At 61.7% G+C, this 13,180-nt stretch carries 12 protein-coding genes; 1 reads left to right on the forward strand and 11 read right to left on the reverse strand.

The features are described from left to right. The 7 genes from aroB to E4487_RS09660 are packed head-to-tail and all read right to left on the reverse strand — an operon-like array spanning position 1 to position 6,625. The gene (gene aroB, locus E4487_RS09630) at positions 1 to 1,104 is read right to left on the reverse strand and encodes a 3-dehydroquinate synthase (protein ID WP_175253229.1); all 1,104 of its coding nucleotides are present in this window, start codon (positions 1,102 to 1,104) and stop codon (positions 1 to 3) included. Positions 1,105 to 1,155: 51 nt separating this feature from the next. Next, entirely contained in the window at positions 1,156 to 1,674 is a 519-nt protein-coding gene (aroK, locus tag E4487_RS09635; protein WP_134676110.1) for a shikimate kinase AroK, read from the reverse strand. Positions 1,675 to 1,679: 5 nt separating this feature from the next. Further along, positions 1,680 to 3,791 carry a type IV pilus secretin PilQ gene (pilQ, locus tag E4487_RS09640; RefSeq protein ID WP_175253230.1) on the reverse strand — a complete coding sequence of 704 codons (2,112 nt, stop codon included), beginning with the start codon at positions 3,789 to 3,791 and terminating at the stop codon, positions 1,680 to 1,682. 56 nt (positions 3,792 to 3,847) lie between these two features. Continuing rightward, entirely contained in the window at positions 3,848 to 4,372 is a 525-nt protein-coding gene (pilP, locus tag E4487_RS09645; protein WP_175253231.1) for a type 4a pilus biogenesis lipoprotein PilP, read from the reverse strand. Continuing rightward, on the reverse strand, positions 4,372 to 4,992 hold the full coding sequence (gene pilO, locus E4487_RS09650) for a type 4a pilus biogenesis protein PilO (RefSeq protein ID WP_175253232.1): 621 nt from the start codon (positions 4,990 to 4,992) through the stop codon (positions 4,372 to 4,374). The genes pilP and pilO overlap by 1 nt, the downstream gene beginning before the upstream one ends. Next, the gene (gene pilN, locus E4487_RS09655) at positions 4,989 to 5,561 is read right to left on the reverse strand and encodes a type 4a pilus biogenesis protein PilN (RefSeq protein ID WP_175253233.1); all 573 of its coding nucleotides are present in this window, start codon (positions 5,559 to 5,561) and stop codon (positions 4,989 to 4,991) included. The genes pilO and pilN overlap by 4 nt, the downstream gene beginning before the upstream one ends. Further along, positions 5,561 to 6,625, reverse strand: coding sequence for a pilus assembly protein PilM (locus E4487_RS09660; protein ID WP_037049850.1), 1,065 nt, complete (start codon positions 6,623 to 6,625; stop codon positions 5,561 to 5,563). Before E4487_RS09660 ends, pilN begins: the two co-directional genes overlap by 1 nt. Before the next feature lie 184 nt (positions 6,626 to 6,809). On the opposite strand from E4487_RS09660, the gene E4487_RS09665 reads away from it, so the two are divergent. Continuing rightward, a complete protein-coding gene (locus E4487_RS09665) occupies positions 6,810 to 9,218 on the forward strand; it encodes a penicillin-binding protein 1A (protein WP_373921513.1) in 2,409 nt (802 codons plus the stop codon). A gap of 84 nt (positions 9,219 to 9,302) precedes the next feature. On the opposite strand, the gene E4487_RS09670 is transcribed toward E4487_RS09665, so the two are convergent. From E4487_RS09670 to rpmE, 4 genes are all read right to left on the reverse strand, one after another. Further along, the gene (locus tag E4487_RS09670; RefSeq protein WP_037049853.1) at positions 9,303 to 10,571 is read right to left on the reverse strand and encodes a malic enzyme-like NAD(P)-binding protein; all 1,269 of its coding nucleotides are present in this window, start codon (positions 10,569 to 10,571) and stop codon (positions 9,303 to 9,305) included. 103 nt (positions 10,572 to 10,674) lie between these two features. Further along, positions 10,675 to 12,111 carry a M48 family metalloprotease gene (locus E4487_RS09675; protein ID WP_175253235.1) on the reverse strand — a complete coding sequence of 479 codons (1,437 nt, stop codon included), beginning with the start codon at positions 12,109 to 12,111 and terminating at the stop codon, positions 10,675 to 10,677. After that, the gene (locus E4487_RS09680) at positions 12,108 to 12,908 is read right to left on the reverse strand and encodes a thermonuclease family protein (protein WP_175253236.1); all 801 of its coding nucleotides are present in this window, start codon (positions 12,906 to 12,908) and stop codon (positions 12,108 to 12,110) included. Before E4487_RS09680 ends, E4487_RS09675 begins: the two co-directional genes overlap by 4 nt. A gap of 26 nt (positions 12,909 to 12,934) precedes the next feature. Next, positions 12,935 to 13,147, reverse strand: coding sequence for a 50S ribosomal protein L31 (gene rpmE, locus E4487_RS09685; RefSeq protein WP_003459015.1), 213 nt, complete (start codon positions 13,145 to 13,147; stop codon positions 12,935 to 12,937). Positions 13,148 to 13,180: the final 33 nt, after the last annotated feature.

Consider the following 13,180-nt stretch of genomic DNA (forward strand, 5'->3'; position numbering starts at 1 on the left):
TCAAGAGTTGGACGACTGAGCCAGCGCCGCATAATCGCTACGCAGCGTGGCATCGAGAATTTCACGCGGGTAATCGGCGGTCACCACGGCCTCGCCCAGACGCCTGAGCAATACCAGGCGAAGCTGGCCATCGAGAACCTTCTTGTCCACCGCCATGTGTTCAAGGAATTGCTCGGGCGTCATGTCTTCAGGGGGGACGACAGGCAAACCGGCGGCCTGCAGCAGGCGCACGCCTCGATCCCGACCCGCTGCGGACAACCAGCCGAGACGATAGGACATCTCCAGCGCCATGACCGTTCCAGCGGCAACGGCCTCGCCATGCAGCCAGACCCCGTAGCCCTGCTCCGTCTCGATGGCATGGCCGAAGGTATGCCCCAGATTCAGGGTCGCGCGAATGCCGGACTCGCGCTCGTCGGCACCCACCACCCGCGCCTTGGCTGCACACGAGCGCTCGATGGCGTAACTCAGAGCCGCCCCATCCAGCGCGCGCAGAGCCGCCATGTTGTCCTCCAGCCAGCCCAGGAACGGCTCATCGCAAATCAACCCGTACTTGATCACCTCGGCCAGGCCGGCCGACAGCTCGCGCGCCGGCAAGGTGTTCAGGCTGGCCGTATCGATCAGCACCGCCCTGGGCTGATAAAACGCGCCCACCATGTTCTTGCCCAGCGGGTGATTGATCCCGGTCTTGCCGCCAACGGAGGAGTCGACCTGCGACAACAAGGTGGTCGGCACCTGGATGAAATCCACGCCGCGCTGATAGCAGGCAGCGGCGAACCCGGCCATATCGCCGATCACGCCGCCACCCAGCGCCACCACGGTGGTGCGCCGGTCGTGGCGCGCGCTCAGCAGCCCGTCGAAAATCAGCTGCAGGGTCTCCCAGTTCTTGAACGCCTCGCCATCGGGCAACACCACCGACGCGACCTTGAAGCCGTCCAGCGAACGCATCAAGGCATCGAGATAGAGCGGCGCGACCGTTTCATTGGTGACCACTGCCACCTGCCGACCGGCGATATGCCGGGCAAGCAGCTCAGGCCGGCCGAGCAGGCCGTCACCGATGTAGATGGGATAACTGCGCTCGCCGAGTTCAACGTGAAGAGTCTGCATGAGGCCCCCAGAATAAAAAGGCCTTAAGAATAGCGCAGTTCGCCCCGCGCTTTAACGGGGCGAAAGAGCTTCAAGACGCGAGAGAATTTCCTGCACCACCATACGCGGCGGACGCTCGTCCGTCTCGATGATGATATCGGCCACTTCCCGATACAGCGGGTCGCGCAGTGTCATCAGGTCTCGCAGCACCTGAGCAGGGTTGGCCGTGCGTAACAAGGGACGATTGCGGTCACGCGAGGTGCGATCGATCTGCTGATCGACCGAGGTATGCAGGTAGACCACACGCCCGCCGGCATGCAGTGCCTGGCGGTTCTCCGGGCGCATGACCGCGCCGCCGCCAGTGGCAAGCACCAGGCCATCCTGCATCGACAGCTCGGCGATGACGGCCTGCTCTCGCTCGCGAAAACCCTGCTCTCCCTCGACATCGAAGATCCAGGGAATATCGGCCCCCGTACGCTGCTCGATCTCCTTGTCGGAGTCCTTGAAGGGCACACGCAGTTCTTTTGCAAGCAGACGCCCGATGGTGCTCTTTCCAGCACCCATCGGGCCCACGAGGATTACATTCCGCACTTAGATCATCGATTCACGGCAATAGAATTGTTATTCATGATGCGCGGAGTGATGAAAACCAGCAACTCGGACTTCTCATCCTGCACGATGTCGCGACGGAACACGCGACCGATGAACGGCAGGTCACCGAGGAAAGGCACCTTCTCGGTCGCCTTGGTCTGGGTATTCTCGAATACCCCACCGATCACGATAGTTTCACCATCGTTGACCAGCACCTTGGCATTGACCTCGTTCTTGTTGATCGGCGGAACGCCGTTGATGGCGGCCTGGAAGTTCGGGGCGTCCTTGGTTACCTTGACTTCCATGATGATGCGGTTGTCCGGCGTGATCTGCGGCGTCACTTCCAGAGACAGAGCAGCCTCTTTGAAGGAGGTGCTGGTCGCACCACTGGAACTGGCCTCCTGATAGGGCACTTCCTGGCCTTTGAGGATCTTCGCGGTCTCCTTGTCGGAAGTCACGACCTTGGGCTGGGAGATGACCTCACCGTTACCAGTCGCTTCCATGGCAGAGAGCTGCAGATCCAGCACAATGCTGCTTCCCAGATAACCGATGGCAATACCCGAGGTGCTGTTTTCCACCCCCATATCGACGAACGGCAAGCTAGCCAGGCCATCCTCAAGGGTCGTAGTGCCGACGGTGTCCGTTCCGACAAAGACGCGCTGACCGGTATCCTCATCGAATGCCTGCACACCATCCTTACCACTCACATCCCAACGGCCATTGCGGACACTGCCACCCCAGCGAACGCCAAGTGCCTTGTTGTAATCAACATTGGCCTCAACGATTCGCGCCTCGATCATTACCTGACGCACCGGGATATCCAGCTGGGCAATGATACGGCGCAGCTCATCCAGACGCTCCTGGGTCTGATAAGCAATGATGCTGTTGGTGCGATCGTCCACCGTGATAGAACCACGGTCATCAGCTGCACCATCGGCACTGGTCACCGACTGGAACAGCTTGGCCATATCGGTCGCCTTGGCGTAGTTGACCTGAATCAGCTCACGACGTAGCGGAGCGAGCTCGGCGATCTGTTTCTGCGACTCGAGCTCCTGGCGCTCACGGGCGGCGATCTCGTCGGCCGGTGCGACCAACAGCACGTTACCCACCTTGCGCTTGTCCAGGCCCTTGGTCTTGAGCACCAGATCCAGCGCCTGATCCCATGGCACGTTCTGCAGGCGCAGGGTGATATTGCCCGCGACGGTATCACTGGCCACCAGGTTCAGATCGGTGAAGTCAGCGATCAACTGCAGCACGGAACGAACATCGATGTCCTGGAAGTTCAGCGAGAGCTTCTCACCCGTGTAGGCAAAACGATCCGCATTGCGACGCTCGACATCTTCCTGGGTCAGCGGCTTGACGCTGAGGGTCAACTTGTTCTCGGTCTGATAGGCAAGATAATCGTAAAAGCCTACCGGCTCGATGACGATGCTCGCCTTGTCAGCGCTGCCGGTAGCACTGACGAACTGAACCGGCGTGGCGAAATCTTTCACGTCCAGACGTACACGCAAGGACTCAGGCAACTCGGTCTTGGCAAAGTCGAGACGGATCTTGCCGCCCTGCTCCTGGATATCAGGTGCGACGGACTTGTCCGAAAGGGTAATGACGACGTTGCCTTCACCCTGCTCGCCACGCTGGAAGTCGATGTTGCTGATTGCCTTCGCCTGCGGACCATAGGTCTTCTTCGCAGGAGCCGGGGTCGCCGCGACAGGCGCAGCAACCGGACGCGGGGCCACAACGGAGTCACCGACAACGACGAACAGATCGTTACCATCGACACGCGTACTGTAAGGCGCCAGGCTGGTCAGATTGACGATCAGGCGCGTGCGATCCTTGGCCTCGACGATGGTGACGCTGCGCGCATTGCCGACACCCAGTTCCCGGTTCTTGGAACCAAGCTTGTTCGATACGCCCGGAAGGTCCAGGGCGATGCGAGCGGGCTGCTCGATGGTGTAGCCTCGCGGCGCCGTCACCGGCTCGTCGAAAGACAGTTTCAGCTCGACCCGGTCACCAGGCAGGCTGGCGACATCCAGGCCTTGCAGGTTGGCCGCCAGGACTACAGGCGACAGCAGCGCTGCCATGAAGGCGACACTAAGACGCGAAAGAGAGCCGTTCATTTTCGTATCCCGTTTGGCAGACAGATTATTTATAGTCATTTTTCACCTCGCCCCTGTCAGGAGCGCTCCTTCAAGGTCAGGCTGCGTGGTCGCTCAAGCCAGCCACCCTCGCCATCCGGAACAATTTCCATTACATCGACCTTGGACTCGTCGATCAGAATGATCTTGCCGTGGTTACGCCCCAGGTAGTCGCCTACTTTCACACGATGCACACCACCGGCGCCGTTAACCAATGCAAACAATTCACGGTCATTACGCAACGTGCCGACCATTTCAAAGGTTTCGATATTGAAGCCTTCGAGGAACTGCTTGACACGGCTCTCGTCCGGCTTGATCTCGGCCGAACCTTTCTGCCGAGCGACAATGTCGATCTTGACCGGCGGCTGGAACGGGCTACGCAACGAGGCTGCACGATAGGTAAAGCTCTCGTACGGCTGAAAAGTGGGCAGCGGCTCGATGGCGCCTTTCGGCTTGGCACGGACTTCGTCCATGTAGCTGCGCAGATCATCGAAATCGCCACTGGAGCCACAACCAGCAAGCGCCATGAGCCCTACCACCAGAAGAGAGCGAGAGAAACTCATCATTGAGCCCCCTTGTCGTTATAGCGATAGGTCTTCGCCATGATCTGCATGCTCAACCGAGTTGAACTATCGTCGCTGGCCGGAGCCAACTGAAAGTCATGCAAGGTCACGATACGAGGCAAACTGGCCACGCCGCTGACGAAAGTGGCCAGATCATGATAACTGCCACTCACTTTGATCTGGATCGGCAACTCGATGTAAAACTGCTGAGCGACCTCGGGCAGCAACTTGATTTCCTCGAACTCCAGGCCGCTTCCCAAGCCTGTGCGCGTAATATCTTCCAGAAGCCCAGGGACTTCGGTATCGCTCGGCAGTTGCCGCAGCAGCGCACCGAAGGACACTTCCATCTCCTCCATCTGCTCCTTGTAGGCTTCCAGATTCGCGGCCTGGAAGGCCTTGGTGGAAAACTGCTGCTTGAGCGTCACTTCCTCGTTCTGGCGCTGCTCCAGCATGCTCTGCAGGTCTTTCAGGTGAAAGTTGTAGCCGAGCCCGAGCACGATGATGAACAACAGCAAGCCGGCGATAAACCTGACCGCAGCCGGCCAGGAGCCGACATTGTTCATGTCGAGATCATTGAGGTCGATACTGCGCAGACCTTCCAGCGAACTCTTGATACTCATCGCACGGCCTCCGCTTTTTCCTGAGCAGGCTGGGTCTGTTGAACCGTCAGCTGGAACACGTTCGCCTGATCCAGAGCACCAGCCGTAACCGCCTTGACCTCGGTGAGGTTAGGCGCCGTCAACCACTCGGAACCGTCCATATTGCGCATGAGGTTTGAAACCCGGTTGTTCGACTCGGCAGCACCGACAATCGCGATGCTCTTGCCCGTCATCTTGACACTGGTGAAATACACACCGTCCGGCAGCGTCCTTACCAACTGATCGAATACGCGACCAATGATCGGCCGGTTGCCCTGCAAGTCCTGGATGATCTTCATCCGCTCCAGCAGTTGCTGACGACGCGTCTTGAGCTCACTGATTTCCTTGATCCGCGCATCGAGGACGGCGATCTCTTTCTTGATGAAATCATTCCGCGCGTTCTGATTGCTGATCGCAGAGTTGAGCATCTGATCGCCAAGGAACACCAGGCCGGCCGCGACAATGAACACGCCTGCAAGATTGACCAAAAAGCGCTGCTTGCGCTCCTCGCGCAGTTGCTCGCGCCAGGGAAGTAGGTTGATCCGCGCCATCAGTCGAAACTCCTCATCGCCAGGCCACAGGCAATCATCAGTGCCGGCGCATCACTGGCCAGCGCACCGGCGTTGACCTTGCTGCTGAGCGCCATATCGGCAAAGGGATTGGCTACCAGCGTCTGCGTACCGATCTTCTGCTGAATCAGTCGATCGAGATCCGGAATGGACGCGGTACCGCCTGCCAGGAGGATGTAGTCCACATCGTTGAACTGGCCGGCAGCGAAGAAGAACTGCAGCGAACGCGAGACTTGCTGAACCACCGCTTCCTTGAACGGCTGCAAGACCTCGCTGTCATAGTCATCCGGAAGACCGCCCTGCTTCTTGGCAAGACCAGCTTCCTCCACCGACAGACCATAGCGACGCTGAATTTCCTCGGTCAGCTGCTTGCCACCGAAGAGCTGCTCGCGGGTATAGATGGTGCGCCCGTTGTGCAACACGCTGAGCGTGGTCATGGTCGCACCGATGTCGACCACGGCGACCGTCAGTTCGTCATGACCACCACCGAGCTGCGCCTCCAGCAGGCCGTAGGCACGCTCGAGCGCATAGGCTTCGACATCGACCACCTTGGCGGTCACACCAGCCAGCGCCAGTGCCGCCTCGCGCACCTCGACATTCTCCTTGCGGCATGCCGCGAGCAGGACTTCGACCCGCTCCGGGTTACGCGGCGCAGGGCCCTGCACTTCGAAATCGATAGCGACTTCTTCGAGCGGATAAGGAATGTACTGATCGGCTTCGATCTTCAGCTGGTTTTCCAGCTCGTCCTCGGAAAGACCCGCTTCCATCTCGATGGTCTTGGTGATGACTGCCGATCCCGCGACGGCGACGGCCGCGGTCTTGACGCCGGTCTTGGCCTTGGCCAAAACGCGCGAGAGCGCCTGACCGACCCCCTCCAGCTCGGCGATGTTCTTTTCAACTACTGCGTTCGGCGGGAGTGGCTCGACTGCGTAAGCCTCTACCTTGTAGCGGCTTCCCGAGCGACTCAGTTCGAGGAGCTTGACCGAAGTCGAGCTGATATCGATCCCCAGCAGCGTATTCGCTTTCTTAGTGAAGAGCCCTAGCACGACCGTTTTCCTATTGGCATCCGCGACTTACGGACTATTTATGTTTTTCCACATTAAATATCAGTCTTGACAGAAGCGCAAATGGCTCCCCGGGAAAAAAAACGCTTATAATGTGATCAGCTTTTCCCTTTTTGCCACGACTCCTGCTTAACTCATTCTTTTACTTGGAATTCCAAACATTTTGATGCGCCTGCTGAAGTTCATCTGGTGGTCCTGCGTTGCCGTTTTTTGTGGGCTGTTGCTCAGTTTCAGCGGTGCGTTTCTTTATCTTAGCCCGACCCTTCCGTCCGTCGAGTCACTGCGGCAAGTGCAGCTGCAGATACCGCTGCGCGTCTACAGCAGCGATGCCAAGCTGATTGCCGAGTTTGGCGAGATGCGCCGCTCCCCCATTCGCTTCGACGAAATCCCCAAGGATTTCATCAGTGCGCTACTGGCAGCCGAAGACGACAATTTCGCCAATCATTATGGCGTCGATGTGACCAGCCTGATGCGCGCTGCCACGCAATTATTGAAAAGCGGGCAGATTCAGAGCGGCGGCAGCACCATCACCATGCAGGTGGCGAAGAACTTCTTCCTCACCAACGAGCGCAGCTTCTCGCGCAAGGCCACCGAGATTCTCCTGGCGCTGCAGATCGAACGCGAACTGAGCAAGGACGAGATCCTCGAGCTGTACGTCAACAAGATCTACCTCGGCCACCGCGCCTACGGCATCGAGGCGGCGGCGCAGGTCTACTACGGCAAATCGATCCGCGACCTGAGTCTGGCGCAAATGGCAATGATCGCCGGCCTGCCCAAGGCCCCCTCGCGCTACAATCCGCTGGTCAACCCGACCCGCGCCAAGGAACGCCGCGACTGGATCCTCGGTCGCCTGTTCCGTCTTGGCCGCATCGACCAGGCCAGCTACGAGTCCGCACTGGCCGAAGAGGTCGATGCTCGCTATCACGTGCCGGCACCGGAGATCAGCGCACCCTATATCGCCGAGATGGCACGTGCGGAGATGGTCGGTCGTTACGGCAGCGAGGCCTATACCGAAGGCTTCAATGTCACCACCACGGTACCGAGCAACCTGCAGGAAATGGCCAACACCGCCCTGCGCGACGGCCTGATGGCCTATGACCAGCGCCATGGCTACCGCGGCCCGGAAAGTCGTCTGCCGGGCATGACACGCGAAGCCTGGCTGGCCGAGCTGAGCAAGTTCCGTGGCATCGGCGGACTGGAGCCGGCCGTGGTCACCCAGGTGGAGAAAAGCGGCATCCTGGTGCTGCCGCGCAACGGCGAAGAACAGGCCGTGGCCTGGGACAGCATGAAATGGGCACGCCCCTTCCTCAGCACCAACAGCATGGGCCCTCGCCCGCAGCATCCCGCCGATGTCGTCCAGGTAGGCGATGTGGTCAGGGTGCAGCGCCAGGCTGACGGCAGCCTGGTCTTCTCGCAGATTCCGGCGGCACAGAGCGCGCTGGTCTCCCTCGACCCCTACAGCGGCGCCATCCAGTCGCTGGTCGGCGGCTTCTCCTTCGACCAGAGCAACTACAATCGCGCCGTACAGGCCAAGCGCCAGCCCGGCTCCAGCTTCAAACCCTTCGTCTACAGCGCCGCCCTGGACAGCGGCTACACCGCCGCGACCCTGGTCAACGACGCACCGATCATCCTCTCCGACGATTACCTGTCGCAGAAGTGGCGCCCGAAGAACGACAACAACACCTTCCTCGGCCCCATCCGCATGCGCGAAGCGCTGTACCGGTCGCGCAACCTGGTGTCCATTCGCCTGCTGCAGGACATGGGCGTCGACCAGACGGTGAACTACATCCAGCGCTTCGGCTTCGCCGAACAGGACCTGCCACGCAACCTGTCCCTGGCGCTGGGCACCGCCAGCCTGACCCCGATGGAGATCGCCGAGGGCTGGGCCACCTTCGCCAATGGCGGCTACAAGATCGAGCCCTATCTGATCGAACGCATCGACGATCGCAACGGCAAGCCGTTGTTCCGCGCCAACCCGGCACGCGTACCGGGCAGCAAACCGAGCGAGGAGAACGCCAATCTTGCCGTGAATGCAGCGGACGATCTGCCCCAGGAAGAACCCAAGGTCGCCGAGCAGATCATCGACGAGCGCACCGCCTACATCATGACCAGCATGCTGCAGGACGTGATCAAGCGTGGCACCGGCCGGCGCGCCCTGGCCCTGGGCCGCAACGACCTGGCCGGCAAGACCGGGACCACCAACGACTCCAAGGACAGCTGGTTCTCCGGCTACAACGCCGACTACGTGACCACCGTCTGGTCCGGCTTCGACCAGCCGGAAAGCCTGGGACGCCACGAGTACGGCGGCACCGTCGCCCTGCCCATCTGGATGAGCTACATGGGCGCCGCACTCAAGGACCACCCCAGCCACGTGCCCAAGGAACCCAAAGGCATCCTCACGCTGCGGGTCGATCCGGTCAGTGGCCGCGCCGCCACGCCGAGCACGCCGGACGCCTACTTCGAGCTGTTCAAGAGCGAAGACTCGCCACCACCGATGAGCGAGTTCGAGCCTGGCATGGGCATCCCCGGCAGCCCGCTGCCGGCTGACGAGATGGCACCGATCGATCTGTTCTGATCGGTGCGCCGCCCCCAGGGGAGGCATACGACAGACAACAAAAAACCCGCCTAGGCGGGTTTTTTGTTGTCTGCATCCAGGGGATCAGCCGTTGAACACGTCATCCACCGACTGCAGCGGGTAGTGCTTCGGATACGGCAGCGTCGCCACGCCGGACTCGATGGCAGCCTTGGCTACCGCATCGCAGACCACGGTGATCAGGCGCTGATCCATCGGTTTCGGAATGATGTACTCGCGACCGAATTCCAGCTTGATGCCACCGTAGGCGTCGCAGACGTCCTGCGGCACCGGCAGCTTGGCCAGGTCACGCAGCGCCAGCGCGGCAGCGATCTTCATTTCCTCGTTGATGCGGGTCGCACGAACGTCCAGCGCGCCACGGAAGATGAAGGGGAAGCCCAGCACGTTGTTGACCTGGTTCGGGTAGTCGGAACGACCGGTCGCCATGATCACGTCGTTGCGGGTCTCGTGCGCCAGCTCCGGCTTGATTTCCGGATCCGGGTTGGAGCAGGCGAAGACGATCGGGTTGGCCGCCATGCGCTTGAGATCTTCCGGGCTCAGCAGGTTGGCACCGGACAGGCCGACGAACACATCGGCACCTTCGAGCGCATCGGACAGGGTGCGCTTGTCGGTCTCGGTGGCAAACACCGCCTTGTACTGGTTCAGATCGTCGCGGCCTGCGTGAATCACGCCCTTGCGGTCGATCATGAAGATGTTCTCGACCTTGGCACCCATGCTCACCAGCAGCTTCATGCAGGAGATGGCGGCAGCACCAGCGCCCAGGCAGACGATCTTCGCCTCTTCCAGGCTCTTGCCGGCGATTTCCAGGGCATTGAGCATGCCCGCGGCGGTAACGATCGCGGTACCGTGCTGGTCATCGTGGAATACCGGGATATCGCACTGCTCGATCAGCGCGCGCTCGATCTCGAAGCACTCGGGGGCCTTGATATCTTCCAAGTTGATGCCGCCGAAGGTGATGGAGATGCGCTTCACGGTGTCGATGAAGGCCTGCGGGCTTTCCGAATCGACCTCGATATCGAACACGTCGATACCGGCGAAACGCTTGAACAGCACGCCTTTACCTTCCATCACCGGTTTGGACGCCAGCGGGCCGAGGTTACCCAGGCCGAGGATGGCGGTGCCATCGGAAATCACTGCCACCAGGTTGCCTTTACCGGTGTAGCGGTAGGCCAGCTCGGCATCGCGGGCGATTTCACGCACCGGCTCGGCGACACCCGGGCTGTAGGCCAGCGACAGGTCGCGGGCAGTGGCGGTGGCTTTGGTCAACTCGACGCTCAGTTTGCCGGGGCGCGGCTGGGCGTGATACTCGAGAGCGGCAGTTTTCAAATCAGACATAGTGGCATTTCCGCTTTTGTTGGCTGTTGAACGGGCAGCGGCCGAGGATACGCAAGTTGTATACAGCTGCACAAGACTGTTCGGTCGCGATTGAAGCGCCCCACTAGCGCAGCGTTTTCAACCATTGCCCTGCACGCGGCTCACCAGCGGGGTAGAGCCCGTTGAGCAAGCGCAGCTGCGCCTCGCCATCGCTCGGCAACGGTGAGTGGCGAGCGAGACTCGCCATGCCTTGCCCTGCCTTGGCCCGCACCAGATGCAGACGCACCGGCTCGGCCAGCTTGCGCTCGGCCGCCTTGAGCGGACGATAGCTGCGGATCACTTCAAGGAAACGCTCGTCTTCGCTCTCCAGCGAAGCGCGCCCCTTGACCGCGGCGACGAACAGATAGGCACTGTCGCCACGATAGATCACCGCCACCCGGCGCGCCGCCTGCCCCTGCAAGATGGCCGTGTAGCCGCGCAACGCCCCCAGGCGCAGCTCTTCACCAGCCACCAGGCGCTGATTGCCGACCCGCTGGCGCAGGTACTCGGCAGGCGCGAGCGCCTTGTCTGCCGGCTCCAGCGTCATGGCGATGAACGCCTGCCCATCCGGGGTATGGCCGATCAGCACATCGGCGCGATTGACCAGTTGCCAGCCCTGCGGGTAGGTCAGGGTGAAATCCAGCTCGCCATGGTAGAAGTGGCGCCCGCGACGAATCCCGCTGGCCGCCGAATCACCGAACACCAGACCATCGAGTCGCTGCAGGAACGCATCGCGCCCCACTTCCTGATTGCCACCGACCAGCGCCCGCGCCGGACCGATCACCTCCTGCAGGCGGCGATCGTTGTCAGGGTGGGTGTCGAACAGACCGTGATAGCCGCCCTGCGCGGGCGCCTCACCACGCCTGGCGGCCTGCTCGCGGGCGAAGTCCTCCTGACTCTTGAGCACCTTGACCACTTCGATCATCGCCTGCGGGTCATAGCCGCTGCGTGCCAGGTACTGTGCGCCGAGGCCGTCCGCCTCCAGCTCCATGTCGCGGCCATAGCCACGCACGAAGGCATTGCCCATGACGCTGGTCAGGTCGCCGACAGCGCCAACCCCGGTGCCGATGGCCGCCGCCTGGCCGAGCAGCCCCCAGGCGGTCGACTGGCTCTGCTGGCGCACGCTGTGGCGCGCCGTCACGTGACCGATCTCATGACCGAGCACGGCGGCCAGTTCCGCCTCGGAGTTGAGGTAGGCGAGCAGCCCACGGTGAATGTAGATGTAGCCGCCCGGCAGGGCGAAGGCATTGACGTCCGGGCTGTCGACCAGGGTGAAGACGTAGTTGAGCTGGTTGCGATGACTGTTGCGCGCCACCCGCTCGCCCACCCGCTGGATGTAGGCCTGCAACTTGGCGTCCGCATAAGGCGGGTTCTGCTTGAGGATTTCCTGGTTGTAGCGGGCACCGAGGTCGAGCTCCTGGCGCTCGCTCATCATCACGAAATCGGTGCGCCCCGTGGCAGGGTTGACGGCACAGCCCGTCAGCCAGGCGCAGAACAGGCACAGCGTCAATGCACGCATCATGGCAACACCTCCAGCATCGCCGAGTGGGTCAGTGGCAGCATCCAGCGCGCCTGGCCCGACTGCAGACCACCCCGTGACTGGCGGTCGATCACCCAGCCGCGGGCCTCGACTCTTCGCCCCGCGAGCGCCTGCATCGCCGGCAGATCGAATGCATCCAGGAGCGCCGGCGCCACGCGCAGCACGCGGCCACCGTCCAGCTCCAGCCACAGGCCGCCACGATTGCGCTGCACCCTGGCCACACGCCCACTCAGCAGGGCAAACCCGCCGCTGCGGACCTGCCCGGCCGAACGGACCCGGTAATCCCGCCAGAGCCCCAGGCGCCGATCACGCGCCTCGCGCTCGGCGACCGCCTGACAGCGTACCAGTTCGACATTCGGCGCCACCGCGACCATGAAACCCAGGCCTTCGCCGAGCAGCTGCGCCTCGAGATTACGTCCCTGAGCGTCGTAGAGGTGCGCCAGGGTGCGTCCATAGCGATCCTTGCGCTGCTCGCCGGGCAACAGGCCAACGCGCCCCTCACTGGCATCCACCAGCGCCTGCAGACGGCGCCTGGCCTGCACGGCATAGGGCTCGTCGCTGCGCCCCTTGCGCCCCAGCTCAGGGGCGTTGATGCCAATCAGGCGAATGCTGCGCCCATCGACCAGGCGCAGGGTGTCGCCGTCGACCACCTGGCGCACGGCGAAGCGGGGCAGATCCTCGCGCAGCGGGCAAAAGGCCTGCGCCAGCTCGACGCAGAACAGAGAAACGAAAAAGGCGCCCACCAGGGACGCCTTTTTCAGTAGCACGGAGTGGCGCATGCCAGATTCCGTCTTGCTTCGGCCGCTTACTTGGCGCCGAATACGCCGAAGCGCTGCTTGAAGCGATCGATACGGCCGCCGGTGTCCAGCACTTTCTGCTTACCGGTGTAGAACGGGTGGCACTCGGAGCAGACGTCGAGGCTCAGGTTCTTGCCCAGGGTGGAGCGGGTCTTGATGACGTTGCCGCAGGAGCAGGTGGCGTCGATCTCGACGTAGTTCGGATGGATATCGGCTTTCATGATGCTTTCCTCGGGGTAGTCGTGCCGCCACCC

The sequence above is a fragment of the Pseudomonas sp. BMW13 genome (assembly GCF_013357275.1).
Taxonomy (GTDB): domain Bacteria; phylum Pseudomonadota; class Gammaproteobacteria; order Pseudomonadales; family Pseudomonadaceae; genus Aquipseudomonas; species Aquipseudomonas khazarica.

Excerpts from the sequence above, each read along its gene's own strand:
- aroB (WP_175253229.1), bottom strand. The coding sequence starts at position 1,104 with ATGCAGACTCTTCACGTTGAACTCGGCGAGCGCAGTTATCCCATCTAC.
- pilQ (WP_175253230.1), bottom strand. The coding sequence starts at position 3,791 with ATGAACGGCTCTCTTTCGCGTCTTAGTGTCGCCTTCATGGCAGCGCTG.
- pilP (WP_175253231.1), bottom strand. The coding sequence starts at position 4,372 with ATGAGTTTCTCTCGCTCTCTTCTGGTGGTAGGGCTCATGGCGCTTGCT.
- pilO (WP_175253232.1), bottom strand. The coding sequence starts at position 4,992 with ATGAGTATCAAGAGTTCGCTGGAAGGTCTGCGCAGTATCGACCTCAAT.
- pilN (WP_175253233.1), bottom strand. The coding sequence starts at position 5,561 with ATGGCGCGGATCAACCTACTTCCCTGGCGCGAGCAACTGCGCGAGGAG.
- E4487_RS09665 (WP_373921513.1), top strand. The coding sequence starts at position 6,810 with ATGCGCCTGCTGAAGTTCATCTGGTGGTCCTGCGTTGCCGTTTTTTGT.
- E4487_RS09670 (WP_037049853.1), bottom strand. The coding sequence starts at position 10,571 with ATGTCTGATTTGAAAACTGCCGCTCTCGAGTATCACGCCCAGCCGCGC.
- E4487_RS09675 (WP_175253235.1), bottom strand. The coding sequence starts at position 12,111 with ATGATGCGTGCATTGACGCTGTGCCTGTTCTGCGCCTGGCTGACGGGC.
- E4487_RS09680 (WP_175253236.1), bottom strand. The coding sequence starts at position 12,908 with ATGCGCCACTCCGTGCTACTGAAAAAGGCGTCCCTGGTGGGCGCCTTT.
- rpmE (WP_003459015.1), bottom strand. The coding sequence starts at position 13,147 with ATGAAAGCCGATATCCATCCGAACTACGTCGAGATCGACGCCACCTGC.